14 protein-coding genes are annotated in these 14,717 nt (G+C 59.4%); 3 read left to right on the top strand and 11 right to left on the bottom strand.

The window, feature by feature from the left end:
- Positions 1–16: 16 nt before the first annotated feature.
- Both HAT86_RS08110 and HAT86_RS08105 read right to left on the bottom strand, forming a co-directional pair.
- On the bottom strand, positions 17–1,723 hold the full coding sequence (locus HAT86_RS08110; RefSeq protein WP_167195601.1) for a sensor histidine kinase: 1,707 nt from the start codon (positions 1,721–1,723) through the stop codon (positions 17–19).
- The gene (locus HAT86_RS08105; RefSeq protein ID WP_167195598.1) at positions 1,723–2,424 is read right to left on the bottom strand and encodes a response regulator transcription factor; all 702 of its coding nucleotides are present in this window, start codon (positions 2,422–2,424) and stop codon (positions 1,723–1,725) included. Before HAT86_RS08105 ends, HAT86_RS08110 begins: the two co-directional genes overlap by 1 nt.
- 371 nt (positions 2,425–2,795) lie before the next feature.
- Here HAT86_RS08105 and HAT86_RS08100 point away from each other — a divergent pair, with 371 nt between their 5' ends.
- The gene (locus tag HAT86_RS08100; protein ID WP_167195595.1) at positions 2,796–4,394 is read left to right on the top strand and encodes a phosphoenolpyruvate carboxykinase; all 1,599 of its coding nucleotides are present in this window, start codon (positions 2,796–2,798) and stop codon (positions 4,392–4,394) included.
- A gap of 103 nt (positions 4,395–4,497) precedes the next feature.
- On the opposite strand, the gene HAT86_RS08095 is transcribed toward HAT86_RS08100, so the two are convergent.
- Positions 4,498–5,268, bottom strand: coding sequence for a sulfite exporter TauE/SafE family protein (locus HAT86_RS08095; protein ID WP_167195592.1), 771 nt, complete (start codon positions 5,266–5,268; stop codon positions 4,498–4,500).
- Positions 5,269–5,415: 147 nt separating this feature from the next.
- On the opposite strand from HAT86_RS08095, the gene HAT86_RS08090 reads away from it, so the two are divergent.
- Positions 5,416–7,104: an acyl-CoA dehydrogenase family protein gene (locus HAT86_RS08090; protein ID WP_167195589.1), complete on the top strand. Its 1,689-nt coding sequence runs from the start codon at positions 5,416–5,418 to the stop codon at positions 7,102–7,104.
- A gap of 85 nt (positions 7,105–7,189) precedes the next feature.
- Here HAT86_RS08090 and HAT86_RS08085 read toward each other — a convergent pair whose 3' ends face one another.
- The 3 genes from HAT86_RS08085 to HAT86_RS08075 all read right to left on the bottom strand — a co-directional run bounded on the left by HAT86_RS08085 (position 7,190) and on the right by HAT86_RS08075 (position 9,453).
- Complete coding sequence (locus HAT86_RS08085; protein ID WP_167195586.1) at positions 7,190–7,630, bottom strand: hypothetical protein; 441 nt, start codon at positions 7,628–7,630, stop codon at positions 7,190–7,192.
- A 36-nt stretch (positions 7,631–7,666) separates the two neighbouring features.
- A complete protein-coding gene (locus HAT86_RS08080; RefSeq protein WP_167195581.1) occupies positions 7,667–8,632 on the bottom strand; it encodes an SLAC1 anion channel family protein in 966 nt (321 codons plus the stop codon).
- 119 nt (positions 8,633–8,751) lie between these two features.
- Entirely contained in the window at positions 8,752–9,453 is a 702-nt protein-coding gene (locus HAT86_RS08075; protein ID WP_167195578.1) for a fumarylacetoacetate hydrolase family protein, read from the bottom strand.
- Positions 9,454–9,564: 111 nt separating this feature from the next.
- Here HAT86_RS08075 and HAT86_RS08070 point away from each other — a divergent pair, with 111 nt between their 5' ends.
- Positions 9,565–10,251: a DUF1045 domain-containing protein gene (locus HAT86_RS08070; protein WP_167195575.1), complete on the top strand. Its 687-nt coding sequence runs from the start codon at positions 9,565–9,567 to the stop codon at positions 10,249–10,251.
- Here the strand turns inward: HAT86_RS08070 and acpS are convergent.
- From acpS to HAT86_RS08045, 5 genes are read right to left on the bottom strand one after another with little or no spacing between them, the layout of a single operon-like run.
- Positions 10,248–10,652 (bottom strand): holo-ACP synthase, encoded by a 405-nt coding sequence (acpS, locus tag HAT86_RS08065; RefSeq protein ID WP_167195572.1) that lies wholly within the window; start codon positions 10,650–10,652, stop codon positions 10,248–10,250. The two genes, HAT86_RS08070 and acpS, sit on opposite strands and share 4 nt — an antisense overlap.
- Positions 10,649–11,086 (bottom strand): ABZJ_00895 family protein, encoded by a 438-nt coding sequence (locus HAT86_RS08060; protein WP_167195569.1) that lies wholly within the window; start codon positions 11,084–11,086, stop codon positions 10,649–10,651. Before HAT86_RS08060 ends, acpS begins: the two co-directional genes overlap by 4 nt.
- On the bottom strand, positions 11,083–11,835 hold the full coding sequence (locus HAT86_RS08055) for a pyridoxine 5'-phosphate synthase (RefSeq protein WP_167195566.1): 753 nt from the start codon (positions 11,833–11,835) through the stop codon (positions 11,083–11,085). Before HAT86_RS08055 ends, HAT86_RS08060 begins: the two co-directional genes overlap by 4 nt.
- Positions 11,836–11,874: 39 nt before the next feature.
- Positions 11,875–12,537 (bottom strand): DUF2062 domain-containing protein, encoded by a 663-nt coding sequence (locus tag HAT86_RS08050; protein WP_167195563.1) that lies wholly within the window; start codon positions 12,535–12,537, stop codon positions 11,875–11,877.
- A gap of 10 nt (positions 12,538–12,547) precedes the next feature.
- Complete coding sequence (locus HAT86_RS08045; RefSeq protein ID WP_167195560.1) at positions 12,548–14,689, bottom strand: RelA/SpoT family protein; 2,142 nt, start codon at positions 14,687–14,689, stop codon at positions 12,548–12,550.
- Positions 14,690–14,717: the final 28 nt, after the last annotated feature.

The raw sequence follows: 14,717 nt of genomic DNA, 5'->3' as shown, positions 1-14,717 counted from the left end.
GCACCGCGACATCGGATCAGACCGGCAAGCCCACCACGAAACGCGCGCCCAGCGGATCCGAGGTGATATCGGCATCGGTCGGGCGAATGTTTTCAGCCCAGATCACACCGTCATGGGCCTCGACGATCTGCTTGGAGATTGACAGCCCAAGGCCCGAATTATTGCCAAAATCATTCGCGGAACGCTCAGAATAGAAGCGCTTGAAAATCTTGGTCAGCGCCTGATCGGGGATGCCCGGACCGGTATCTTCCACCACGACAAGCACGCGATTGTCCCGTTTACGCACCCAAAGGCGGATGGCATCGCCCTCTTCGCAGAAACTGGTCGCGTTGGTGATCAGGTTGACAAAAACTTGCGCAAGCCGGGCCTCAAGCCCGGTCACAACAATTGCGTCGCCGGGGAAATCAGTGATGAAATCAATGCCCTTTTTCTCGGCCTCTTCCCCCAGATAGTGGCCCAGATTGCGCAGCATACCGATCAGGTCGAACGGCTCTTGTTCTTCTTTGACCAACTCGCTGTCCAACCGCGACGCGTTCGAGATATCGCTGACCAACCGGTCAAGGCGGCGCACATCATGTTCGATCACCTCCAGCAGCTTTTCGCGCTGATCCTCGCGCTTGGCGACACGCATGGTGCCAACGGCGCTGCGCAAACTGGCCAGCGGGTTTTTGATTTCATGCGCCACGTCAGCCGCGAACTGTTCGTTGCTGTCGATGCGGTGATACAGCGCCGAAACCATGCCACGCAGCGCCCCCGACAGACGCCCGATTTCGTCAGGCCGCGCCGTCAGGTCGGGGATACGAATACCCCCGCCACCAGTGCGCCGGTTACGATCACCACCGATTTCGGGAGCCGCAGCCAGATCGGCCAGCGGGTTGGCGATGGTCGAGGCCAGTATCAGGCTCAGCCCCACCGAGACCGCCGTCGCGATTAAAAAGACGCGCAAGACCCACTCGTGTTCGGCGCGCACCAACTGGTCAATCTCGCCCGAGGCGTTCGCCATTGCGACCACGGCCACTGGCTTGCCGTTTTGTAAAATGGGCGTCGCGGCCGAAAACACCGTGCGCCCCTCCACCTCGCTTGCGGCGGTCTGCGTTCCGGTCGCCAAGGTTGTCGGAACCAAGCTTTGTGCCAGCGCCTCTACCGTTGTCGGTGCGTCCGGCTCAAACATCGCGAACGGCGCTGAGACCCACTCCCACACCCGGCCAAGCGCATCGGTGATGATTGTCCGCTGTCCACCCTCACCCTCCTGAACGCCGGGGCGCGTGCCCACCGTCTGGCCGGTCAGGCCACCCGCCGTGTCGAAAACAAATACCTCAACCCCGCTGCGCAGGTCGAGGCCGGACAAGGTTGCGCGCACATCAATTCCATCGCCGGTCATAAGGTTGACCGGCGCGCCGGTCGGCAACTGCGCCTCGAACACATCGGCCACCAACTCGACCTCGCTCACCAGATTGCTGGCGCGTTGCAACGCCAGGCTATCACGTGAGGAGTTGAGATACAGAATGCCCGTCAGCAGAACGCTGAGCGCCACAAGATTGAACGTGATGATTTTCCGTGTGAGCGATGAATCCTTGGCCGAGCGCAGGCCCCTACGCTCGCGGCGCGAGCGCATTTCGGAGTCAGTCAGGTTGTCAGGCGATACAAAATCTTCGCCCAAAACAACATCATCCTCCGGCCGATGCGCGTCTTCGCGCATGTTTATGCCCTCGGCCAGTGCCATTATTCTTCGTTATACCGATAGCCGATGCCATACAGCGTTTCGATTGCCGAAAACTCGGAATCGACCATCCGCAACTTTTTGCGCAGACGCTTGATGTGGCTATCGATCGTCCGGTCATCGACGTAAACCTGATCGTCATAGGCCACGTCCATCAATTGATCACGGCTTTTGACGAAACCGGGGCGTTGCGCAAGGGCCTGCAACAGCAAAAATTCGGTCACCGTCAATGACACGTCCTTGCCCTTCCAGCTGACCGCGTGGCGCAGCGGGTCCATCAGCAGCTCTCCGCGTTCGATCACCTTGGTATCTTCGGTATCGCCCACGATGTCACCGGCCACCGCATCCTGTCGGCGCAACAATGCACGAATACGCTCGACCAGCAAACGCTGGCTGAACGGTTTCTTCACATAATCGTCGGCCCCCATGCGCAGGCCCAGAACCTCGTCGATCTCGTCGTCTTTCGAGGTCAGGAAAATCACTGGAATCTGAGTTTTCTGCCGCAGCCTTTGCAGCAGGTCCATGCCATCCATACGCGGCATCTTGATATCAAGCACCGCCATGTCGGGCAGTTTCTTACTGAAAGCGTCAAAAGCCTGCTGACCATCGTTATAGGTCTCAACCTCGAACCCTTCAGCCTCTAGGGTCATCGAGACCGACGTCAGGATATTCCTGTCATCGTCCACTAGGGCGATCTTAGACATGTTACTGATCCTTGTACTGCTCTGCTTGCCTGATTTTTTCCCGTAATATGCGTCCTTTCACCCTTTACAATCAATCCCAAAGTGCGAATCGGCCCGGTAACACATGCGCATTGGGCCAAAAAAACCTTTATGATGGCTAAATTGACTCACTCCATGATGTGCGGTGCACTAATGTTTTCGCTAACAGAACTCTGGTTGCGCTAACTTCAACTTGGTTGCGCTAACTGCGTGAAAGCGTCCTGTTCTTTTACGGAAACGTCATGTTAAGACGCCGCCAAGGCATGGCAAGCACCGCCATACCGGCGCCACGCCGGCGCCACGGACCAAGGCCGCCCACCGACCGGCCATCGCTGAACAGGAGCGTGAAAGACATGACATCTGGACGGGTCAACCCGCAATTCCGGCTTGAAGACCAAGGCATCACGGGGTTGGAAAATGTCTATTACAACCTCATCGAACCGGCGCTGATCCAAGAAGCGCTAAAGAATGGCGAAGGTGATTTGGGGCGCGGTGGCGCGTTCCTTGTGGCCACCGGCAAATTCACAGGCCGTTCCCCCAAGGACAAGCATGTCGTCAAAACCGACAGCGTCGCCGACACCATCTGGTGGGAAAACAACGCCGCCATGTCCCCCGAAGGCTTTAATACGCTTTACAACGACATGCTCGCGCATATGCAAGGCGGCAAATATTACGTGCAAGACCTGACTGGCGGCGCCGACCCGGCCCATGCAATCAACGTGCGCATGGTCACGGAATTGGCATGGCACGGCCTGTTCATCCGCCACTTGCTGCGCCGCCCCGATCGGGACGCGCTGGACAGCTTCGTGGCTGACTTCACCGTCATCAACTGTCCCAGCTTTCAGGCCGATCCGACCAAGCATGACTGCCGGTCTGAAACGGTGATTGCCCTGAATTTCGACCGCAAGATCATTCTGATCGGCGGCACCGAATATGCCGGCGAAAACAAGAAATCAGTCTTCACGCTGCTCAACTATCTTTTGCCGGAAAAAGGCATCATGCCGATGCACTGTTCGGCCAATCATGCCGATGGTAACCCGGTCGACACCGCCGTGTTCTTTGGTCTGTCGGGCACCGGCAAGACCACCCTGTCCGCTGACCCCGAGCGCACGTTGATCGGTGACGATGAACATGGCTGGTCCGATCGTGGCACCTTCAACTTTGAAGGCGGCTGCTATGCCAAGACCATCAACCTCAACCCCGAGGCCGAGCCGGAAATCTACGCCACCACCTCCAAATTCGGCACCGTGATCGAAAACATGGTGTTCGACGAAGAAACGCTGGAACTGGATTTCGACGACGATTCGCTGACCGCGAACATGCGCTGCGCCTACCCGCTCGACTATATCTCGAACGCGTCGGAAACCGCACTTGGCGGACACCCCAAGAATGTGATCATGCTCACCTGTGATGCCTTTGGTGTTCTGCCCCCGATCGCGCGGCTGACCCCGGCGCAGGCCATGTATCACTTCCTGTCAGGCTTCACCTCCAAGGTTGCGGGCACTGAACGCGGCGTGACCGAACCCGAGCCCACGTTCTCAACCTGCTTTGGCGCGCCGTTCATGCCGCGCCGCCCCGAAGCCTACGGCAATCTGCTGCGCGAAAAAATCGCCAAGCACGGCGCAACTTGCTGGCTGGTCAACACCGGCTGGACGGGTGGAGCCTACGGCACCGGCTCGCGCATGCCGATCAAAGCCACCCGCGCCTTACTGACGGCAGCGTTGAACGGATCGCTGAACGAGGTCGAGTTCCGCAAGGACGACAACTTTGGCTTTGACGTTCCCGTGGCTGTCCCCGGCGTGGCCGAGGTTCTTCTGGACCCGCGCCGCACTTGGGATAACCCCGAAGCCTATGATCGTCAGGCCACCAAACTGGTGCAGATGTTCGCCGACAATTTCGAGCAGTATGTTCCCTACATCGACGACGACGTGAAAGCGGCAGCCATCGGCTGACGCGACGCGTCATTGGCAAAGTTGTGAAAACGCTCCGACTGGATGGTCGGGGCGTTTTTGTATCGCAGGCCGTCATTTGAACCAGCATTTGTGCCAAGCATTTTTAGAACGCCATGATTCCGCGCCGGATCAGGTTCAAACCGGCGATCAACAGCACCAAAAGCGTCAGTTTGCGGAATGCTTTATGGTCGATCCGATCAGAAATTTGAAAACCCACCCATAACCCCAAAACGGCCGGAGCGATCAACAGCAGCGACAGCGGGGCGGTTTTCGTATCCAGCACACCAGACACAATATGCGCCCACAATAGCGCAACAGAGCCCAGCCCGTAGATCACGCCCTGTATCCGCATTTGATCTGCCTTGGCGGTCCCTCGCGCGGTCAGCATGGCCACGGTCGGTGGTCCCCATACGCCGGATATGCCCCCGAAGAACCCTGCAATCACGGCCATGGTCGCCTCGCCCTTGCGGCCTTCGCCACCGGGCAAGCGTGGCGGTATGCCAAGCACGCCCAAGCTTGCATATAGTGTGACCGGTATACCAATTAGAAGAAATATCAATGGCTTGGGCATCATTGGCACCAATTGCGCGACCGCCATCAGCACCACAAAGCCGACGCCAAGGAACACCCAATAGACCCGCACCGAGGCCCACGCGGCCCGCCACCCTTGGCGCAGGGCCTGCCAAAGGTTTGCGACCACCGTTGGCAAGATCAGGCCAGCCAGCGCCAATTCTGGGGAAACCACTGATCCTAAACCAGAAATCAGAATCATGGGCATGGCAAATCCAACGACGCCCTTGACCACCCCGGCCAACAGCGCCACCATTGCGACAACGGCCCACGCCCCCGGGCCGATTTGTAAAAGCGTATCCATGAGGGTGTCTTAGCCAAAAGTGGCTAGTGCTGCATGTGCAAAAATCAATGCGCAACTTTCGACCAAAACTATAGCCTTTCAGGCATAATAGTTGCGCTGCACCTGCAAAATAGCTAAACAAAGCCCAACAAAAAAGAGGATTGATTCATGGCCCATGATGGACAAGACATCGCAATGGCAAACGCGGTCGTTCTGGAAGACCTTCTTGCACTGACCGACGCGGCAGTCGCCCCGGCGCAAGGCGTTTTAGACACGGCCCTTGCGCATATGCGTCAGAAAGTGGTCGTTGATGGCCGCGTCAGCGGTGCTGCTGTTGAGGCCAACCAGGACGCGGCACATGGTGTGGCGTGGCTTGCCACCTACGTCGAAGCCCTGCGCCAAATGCAAAACTGGGCCAAGGGGCTCACCGAAAGCGGTAAATTCGGCGAGGTTGAGCAGCTGATTCACCAGATCGCGTTTGGGGAATACCTCAACCAGATGCGCGGTGGCATCCAGATGAACCAAGGCGAAATGATCCGCCTGCCCGATCTGGGCCTGACAGCAACCGAGGTCGCCACGCTGGACACGCCGCAGGTTATGACACTTGTTCAGTCCGGCAACAGCCAAGCGGCCCGCACCCGTCTGGTCGAACTGATGCAGGAACGCAGCGCCGAGATCACCGTGGGTCATTCCGGGCTGGACGACGAGCTTGAGATGATCCGCGAACAGTTTCGCCGCTTCTCGGTCGATAAGGTCGAGCCCTACGCGCATGAATGGCACCTCAAGGATGAACTGATCCCGATGGAGATCATTCAAGACCTGGCCGAAATGGGCGTGTTTGGCCTGACCATCCCCGAGGAATACGGCGGGCTTGGCCTGTCCAAAGCGTCGATGTGCGTTGTGTCCGAGGAACTTAGCCGTGGCTACATCGGTGTCGGGTCGCTTGGCACTCGGTCGGAAATCGCGGCCGAGCTGATCATCGCCGGCGGCACCGAAGAGCAAAAACAGAAATGGCTGCCGCAACTGGCCAGCGCCGAAACCCTGCCCACCGCCGTCTTCACCGAGCCGAACACCGGCTCGGACCTTGGCAGCCTGCGCACCCGCGCTGTGCAGGACGAGAACGGCGATTGGAAGGTCACAGGCAACAAGACATGGATCACGCACGCGTCGCGCACCCAAGTGATGACGCTATTGGCCCGCACCAAGCCGGACACGACAGACCACCGTGGCCTGTCGATGTTTTTGGCTGAAAAGACACCGGGCACTGACGAACACCCGTTCCCGACCGACGGCATGACCGGCGGCGAGATTGAGGTTCTGGGCTATCGCGGCATGAAGGAATACGAACTGGCGTTCGACAATTTCCACGTCAAAGGGGAAAACCTGTTGGGCGGGGAAGAGGGCAAAGGCTTCAAGCAATTGATGGAGACCTTTGAATCGGCCCGCATCCAAACCGCCGCCCGCGCCGTTGGCGTGGCCCAATCCGCGCTGGACGTCGGCATGAAATACGCCATTGACCGCAAACAATTCGGCAAATCGCTGATCCAATTCCCGCGGGTGTCCAGCAAACTGGCCATGATGGCCGTTGAAATCATGGTGGCGCGTCAGTTGACCTATTTCAGCGCATGGGAAAAGGACAACGGCCGCCGGTGCGATCTTGAGGCCGGAATGGCCAAGCTGCTTGGCGCACGCGTGGCATGGTCGGCGGCCGATAACGGCTTGCAAATCCACGGCGGCAACGGCTTTGCCCTAGAATACGCGATCAGCCGCATCCTGTGCGATGCCCGTATCCTGAACATTTTCGAAGGTGCCGCCGAAATTCAGGCGCAAGTCATCGCGCGGCGTTTGCTGGGATAAACTGTTACAGTTCACGACAAAAAAGGGGCGTCCGGATCAACCGGGCGCCCCTTCTACATTTGCACTCGTTACGCAACCACTCAGCTTAGAAGCTGAGAACCGTGGTGTTGTCAGCGATCAATGCACCGGCCATCGCGTCGGGTTTGGCGGCTGTGATCCCGTCCAACAACGCATCGGCCCCGACGCCTTTGTTGGGCAGGTAAATCGCGCAGACCTCAACCTTGGTTCCGGTCTTGTCCATGATCATTTTCATCAGGCCCTGTGGGCTCATGTCCTTGGGCTTTTGCGGGGCGGTGGCACTTGCCGGGGCCTCTTTCAACGCCAGATCACCAGCAGGTCCGCACAGCAGGATGTGTCCCTTGGCGCCTTGCTGAACCGATTGCATGGTCAGCACCATCGACATCAACTGTGTCTGCGCATCCGGCGAGGTGACAACCGTCACCAGTTTCTTGTCGTCTTCGGCCTGCGCGGCACCGGCAAAAGCAGTTGCGGCGATCAGGCTAAGGGCTGTCAGTGTCTTTTTCATAGGAAACCTCTTTCATGGGTCAGGTGGGTTTAAAGGTTATTCGGGTTGAAACACCGCCCCCGCCGCGACAGCGCGCGAGGTGCGGATCACAAGGCCCGCGATGATCACGGCCAAAACCGCCACCAGCGCAAGGCCAAGCATTTGATGAAAGCGCGATCCGGTCGCGCCCGCGTAGACAAGGCTGGCGATCGTGACCGCCGCTATCGGAAAGCTGAGCGCCCAGAACGACATCGCAAAAGGCAGCCTAAGGATACGCGGCAATTGCACCGCGACAATCAGGGTGAACAGATACGCCCCGTTCAGCAGGATCCGCGCCATCGGGTCGATCACCCCCCCATTCAGCTGCAACCACGCCAGAAAGCCAACAGCGGGCGGCGCGATCAGGATCACCAGCGTCGGCTGCAAACGGCCCGGCAGCGGATCGTGGAAAATCAAACGATTCATCACAAGCGTCAGCAGCACGACCCAGAAAATCAGGCCGACGGACATGAAAAACCAACTGATCTCAACATAGCCCATCTGCGCCCCGGCAATCGGCACAATCACATTGCCCACGGCCGGAATGAACCATGCAGGCGATAAATGGCCATGGACAAAGGCCCGTGAACTGATCCAGCCGGACACGACGGCCAGTGTCAGCACAGCCTGAAGGCCGATGCCCAACAGCCACATGCCCTGCGCAATACCCGGAAACCGGCCCAGCATCGCGGTGGCCATCAGCAACAGTGAAATCGAGACCGCCGGAAAAAACGCCAGCTTGACGGGATGGTGCCACTCTGCCGCAACCGCAGCCGGATACCGCACGACCTTGGCGGCATAGGTCAGCAACACGACCAGAAACAACGCCACCGTTGCGGCCAATGCAACAGTCGATATGGCATCGCTCAGGCCAAGCGCTTGCTCAGCCGCATGCAAGGCCAGAGTCAGGCCCGCCACCCCCATCACGGTCGTGAAAAAGGTGATCGGAAAATGTTCCAGCGCGGAATGCGATTGCTCGCTCATTGGGCGGCTCCGTAAAGATATATTCCATATTCAGCATATATCTAACCGCCGCCTCGTTGATCCAGATCAAAGGGGGTGAAAAAACTTGTCGCCTGCGACGTAAAAATGGTCAGATGACGCTATTGGGGCGCATCAAATGTCACCTCGACCGGGGCCAGCCCCTCAACCGTGCCTGTCAAATGGCTGCCGGGTGTCACCGGCCCTACCCCGGCAGGCGTGCCGGTATAGATCAGATCGCCCGGGGCCAGATGATAAAACCGAGACAGATGTGCAATCAACTCGGGCACGGACCACACCATGTCTGACAATCGCGCATCTTGGGCGATCTCGCCATTATGCTGTAGCGTGATACGCTGCGCGGCAATCTCTCCAAACGTCTGGGCGGGGGTGATCGCGGCAATCAGGGCTGCGTTTTCGAAATCCTTGCCCAGATCCCACGGGCGGCGTTTGTCCTTGGCTGCCGCCTGTAGATCACGCCGGGTCAGGTCGATGCCGCAGGCATAGCCCATAACCGCCTGCATCGCGTCGGTCGTCGCAACCCGAAAGGCCGGCGCACCGATTGCCACCACAAACTCCATTTCGTAGTGGCAGTCATCCGTGCCCGGCGGGTATGCGATATGCCCGCCTGTATGGCACAGCGCATGAGCGGATTTGGTGAAATAAAACGGTGCCTCGCGGTCTACCTCGTTGCCCATCTCGGCGGCATGCGCGGCATAGTTGCGCCCCACACAAAAGATGCGGCGCACGGGAAAGCTGCGCTGCTCTCCGACAATGGGAACGGATGGTGTTTTGGGCGGGTCAAACAGAAATACGTTGGTCATGGCTGCTTTATGCGCTTTGGCTGGCGTCCTGTCAAAGCGCCGGTTACGGGATTGGCGCGTGGCGTCGCGTGTGTCATGACGCTGTTACCTTTTACCAAGAAAACACCGCGCATGACATTCACCCGCTACGCCATTTACCACATGCCCAGCCCCGGCCTATTGGCGACCTTCGGGGCAGCGTTGCTGGGATGGGATGCCACCACCGGACAGCCCGCATCGCACCCGGTGATCACAGGTTTGCCCCGGTCGGTGGACCAGATCACCGAAACCCCGCGCAAATATGGGCTACACGCCACCATCAAGCCGCCCTTTCGACTATGCGCCGACACCACCGAGGCCGATCTGAACAGCGCCCTAGCGGCGTTTTGCGCGCGCCAAGCGCCGGTGACGCTGGACGGGCTGGAGCTGGCGCAGCTTGGCCGCTTTCTGGCCCTGCGTCCCATCGGGGATGAAACCGCGCTGACTGCACTGGCCGCCGCCACGGTGCGCGGGCTGGAAGCCTACCGAGCACCCTTGAGCGAGGACGAGCTGACCCGCCGCCGCGCCACCGCCCTCAGCCCGCAGCAGGACGCACTGTTGCTGCAATGGGGTTATCCCTACGTGATGGAGGCGTTTCGCTTTCACATCACGCTGACCGGCAAACTGCCCAAGGCCGAGGCCCGGCAAACTGCGGCTATCCTTGCCCCATTTATCAAGCCGCTATTGGCAAGCCCCTATGTGATCAAGGATCTGTGTCTGATGGGCGAGGCACGCGACGGGCACTTTCACCTGATCGAACGTCACCCCCTGCAGGGTTAGCCCGCCAGCGGTCGCGCCTCGATCACCACGAAGGCCTGCGCCCATGGGTGATCGTCGGTCAGGGTGACATGAATGATCGCCTCGTGTCCCTTGGGCGTCATCGCCGCCAGCCTGTCCGCCGCCCAGCCGGTGACATGCATACGCGGCTGGCCGGTATTCAGATTGCTGACGGCCATGTCCTTCCACGCGATGCCCATACGTAGCCCGGTGCCGAGCGCCTTGGAACAGGCCTCTTTCGCGGCCCAGCGTTTGGCATAGGTGCCCACCACATCGGCGCGCCGTTCGGCCTTGCGCTGCTCGACCTCGGTGAAAACCCGATTGCGAAACCGGTCGCCAAACCGCTCAAGCGTGCCTGCAATCCGGTCGATATTTGCCAAATCGGTGCCAATCCCAAGGATCATTCCGACCCGTCCCGCCCCCGCATGAGGGTCAGTTGATTTCCCGCGCCAATGCCCAGAAACAGCCGGTTGCAAATAACATAGCCGCCCGCATAAAGCCCCAGAAGGATCAAAAACTGTTTCGACAGCGCAGGTGCGATTGCCAGCTTGCCGAACTCCGGCGCAAGGCCCGCCGCGCCATAGGCCAGCGCCACGTTCAGCGCCACGGCAATCACGCTGGCCGTCCATGTGAATCGCCACGCCAACCGTCCGGCAGGCTTGTGACCTGCCTTGCGCACGAATTGCTGGCCTTCGATCACGGCGGCAATCATCGCCGGAACCATCAATTGCGCCGATGATCCAAGCTGTGTGTCGACCTGTGCGTTCAGCCCTGCAACGGCCAAGGCCACGCCAACCGCCGTGACCAGAAACACGATGCCGTAGCGCAGATAGTTCATTGCGCCCGCGCCTCGTCCATCAGGCGGCGCATCTCGGCAATCGTCGGACCAAGCCCACGAAAGATCGATTCCCCCATCAAGAAATGGCCGATATTCAGTTCCACCACGTCCGGAATCGCGGCAATCGGCTGCACGGTGTCATAGGTCAGACCGTGGCCCGCATGCACCTCAAGCCCCAAAGAGTGCGCCAGCGCTGCGCCGTCTTGCAATGCGGTCAACTCGGCGTCGCGGCGGGCAAAATCACCATCGGCGTGAAAATCGCAATAGGCGCCGGTGTGCAATTCAACCACCGCAGCGCCAATGCGCGCCGCCGCGCGGATTTGATGCGCCTCGTGGCCGATGAACAGCGACACGCGGCAGCCCGCCTCGCGCAGCGGTGTTATGAAATCGGCCAGCCGGTTATCGTCATCCGCCACATTCAACCCGCCTTCGGTTGTGCGCTCCTCGCGCTTTTCGGGCACAATGCACACGGCATGGGGTTTATGGCGCAACGCGATCGCCTGCATCTCGTCGGTCGCGGCCATTTCAAAGTTCAAAGGCCGCTCAAGCGCCGCCATCAGACCTTCGATATCGGCATCAATGATATGCCGGCGATCTTCGCGCAGATGCGCGGTGATGCCATCGGCACCCGCCTTCTCGGCCAGCGTGGCTGCGCGCACCGGGTCGGGACAGGCGCCGCCACGCGCGTTGCGCAACGTGGCCACATGGTCAATATTCACTCCAAGCCGCAATTTGCCTGTGCTGGTCATGCTCAATCCCCTTTGTTGCAGCCTGCTATCGACGCCAATCTAGTCTTGATTGTTCTTGGCGTCAGCCTTTTGCGAAGCTTTTTCCTTGATGGCCGCCCATTTCGCCTTGAGTGCGCCCTTGCGGCGGTTCTGATAGGCTTGGATCACCGGAAGACTTAGGTAATACCCCGCCAAACCAAAGATCAGCCCGGGGATCATGCCGCCAATCAGGTAGGGAAAGAACACCTCGTCAGTGAACAGCCGCAGATGGCTCCAATCTGCCGGGCTGTCGGTAAACATCGCCCACAGATTGTCTGTCAAGTCGCGGCCCGCATCTACGAACTTACCCCCAAGCGAGCGCTGCACCTCGTCCGGTGGCGATTGCCCCAAGCCCAACAAGAAATAGCCCGTCTGCAAAGACATCGCCGCAATCGGCAAAAACGTCAGCGGGTTGCCCACAAAGGTGGCCAGCAGCGCCGCCACGATATTGCCGCGCAAGATCCACGCAAGCACCGCAGCATACAGGAAATGAAACCCGAACAGCGGCGAGAAGGTCACGAAAATCCCGGCAAAGATACCGCGTGCGATCCGATGTGGCGGGTCCGGCAAGCGGTGGAGCCGATGCCGGACATACTGAAACGCCCGCTTCCAGCCGCTGCGCGGCCAAAAGAAGTCCGCTACGATCTTCCAGATCGGGCGTCTGTCTCGGCGTTTGAAGACCACAGGGGTTCTCCTAGCGTTCTGTAGCGGTCGAGGCCCCCGCCCGTTTTGGATCGCGACAGCGCTCCACCTCGGCGACATCGCTATCCGCGTTCAAAACCGAAATCACGCTGTGCAGGTGTTCCGCGTCGCGCAACTCGGTATCAATCAGCAGGCGGTAAAAATCTGGCTTTCGGGCCACGAATATCAAGTCCGAGATATTGGCCTTCTGCTCACCGATCAATGTGCAAATACGCCCAAGCACCCCCGCATCGTTGCCGATGGTCACATCCAGCGTCACATCGTACGCCGCCGGGTGTGTGCCCGAATGCCAATGCAGATCCAGCCAGCGTTCCGGCTGATCATCATAGGCCGACAGCGTTTCGCAATCAATCGCATGCACCACCACGCCGCGCCCGCGATAGGTGATGCCAACGATCCGCTCGCCCGGCAGGGGCTGACAACAGCGGGCCCGCTCAAACCTTTGATCGGGCGACAGACCAATCACGGCCCGGTCGCGGCCAATTTCATTGGCATCGGTGGGGGCCAGATCGGGATAAACCGCATTCACCACCTGTCGCGCCGTCAACTCGGCGCTGCCCAGCCGGGCCAAAACCTCATCTCGGTCTTGGACACGCAGGGTTTTGGCCGCGGTTTCAAGCGCCTTGTCGGTGGCCTTTTTGCCCACATGCTCGAACGCCGAGCGCGCCAGCTCACGGCCCAGCTTGATATAGCGCCCACGATCCACATCACGCAGGGCGCGCCGAATGGCCGAACGCGCCTTGCCGGTGGTCGCGATATCCAGCCATGTGCCTTGCGGCGTCTGGCCGTCAGCGGTGATCACCTCGACCGACTGGCCGTTCTTGATTCGGGTCCAAAGGGGCACACGCATGCCATCCACCTTGGCGCCCACCGTGGCACTTCCGATACGCGTGTGGATCGCATAAGCGAAATCAATCGGCGTCGCACCGCGCGGCAACTTGACCACGTCGCCCTTGGGCGTAAAGCAAAACACCTTGTCAGCATACATTTCCAGTTTGACCGCCTCAAGGAAATCCTCGTGATCCTCTTCGGCGTCAAACTGTTCGGTCAGGGCGGAAATCCATTTCGCCGGGTCCACCGCAAACGGGTTTTCCACGCGCACGCCATCCCGATAGGACCAATGCGCCGCCACCCCGGATTCGGCCACGTCATGCATCGCCTGCGTCCGAATCTGAACTTCGACGCGCTTGCCGTCACGCCCCGACACGGTGGTGTGAATGGACCGGTATCCGTTCGATTTGGGTTGGCTGATGTAATCCTTGAAGCGCCCCGGCACCGCGCGCCACCGTTGGTGAATCACCCCAAGCGCGGCATAACAATCCGCCTCGCTTTGGGTAATCACCCGGAACCCGTAGATATCGCTGAGACGGGAAAACCCCATCTCTTTTTCTTGCATCTTGCGCCAGATCGAATGGGGCTTCTTGGCCCGGCCAAATACTGTGGCCGGAATGTCCGCCTTGTCCAATTCCAGCACCATGTCGCCGGTGATCCGCTCAACCACGTCGCCGGTTTCTTTCTGCAAGGTGATGAAGCGACGAATGATCGAAGCGCGGGCATCGGGATTAAGCACACGAAAGGCCAGATCTTCCAGCTCTTCGCGCATCCACTGCATGCCCATGCGGCCCGCCAGCGGCGCAAAGATATCCATCGTTTCGCGGGCTTTTTGGGCCTGCTTTTCGGGCCGCATGGCCTTGATCGTGCGCATGTTGTGCAGACGGTCGGCCAGCTTGACAAGGATCACCCGTAAATCCTTGGACATCGCCATGAACAGCTTGCGAAAGTTTTCCGCCTGCTTGGTCTCGGAACTGCTGAGTTGCAGATTGGTCAGCTTGGTGACGCCGTCCACCAGATCGGCGACTTCGCCACCGAACTTGTCGGCGACCTCGGCGTAAGAGGCGCGCGTGTCTTCAATCGTATCATGCAAAAGTGCCGTGATGATTGATGCATCATCAAGCCGTTGCTCGGCCAGAATGGCAGCTACGGCGACAGGATGGGTAAAATACGGCTCACCAGAATGGCGAACCTGCCCCTCATGCATCGCACGGCCATAATCATAGGCCGCGCGGATCAAGGATTCGTCGCATCTAGGATTATAAGTGCGGATCAGCGCGACAAGGTCATCTGCCGAAATCATGCGGCGCGCATCCCCGGATGATAGGTCA

Origin of the sequence: Roseovarius gahaiensis (genome assembly GCF_011601345.1) — a bacterium.
In the GTDB taxonomy this organism is placed as follows: domain Bacteria; phylum Pseudomonadota; class Alphaproteobacteria; order Rhodobacterales; family Rhodobacteraceae; genus Roseovarius; species Roseovarius gahaiensis.
This window is presented reverse-complemented; position numbering and strand designations above follow the sequence as displayed.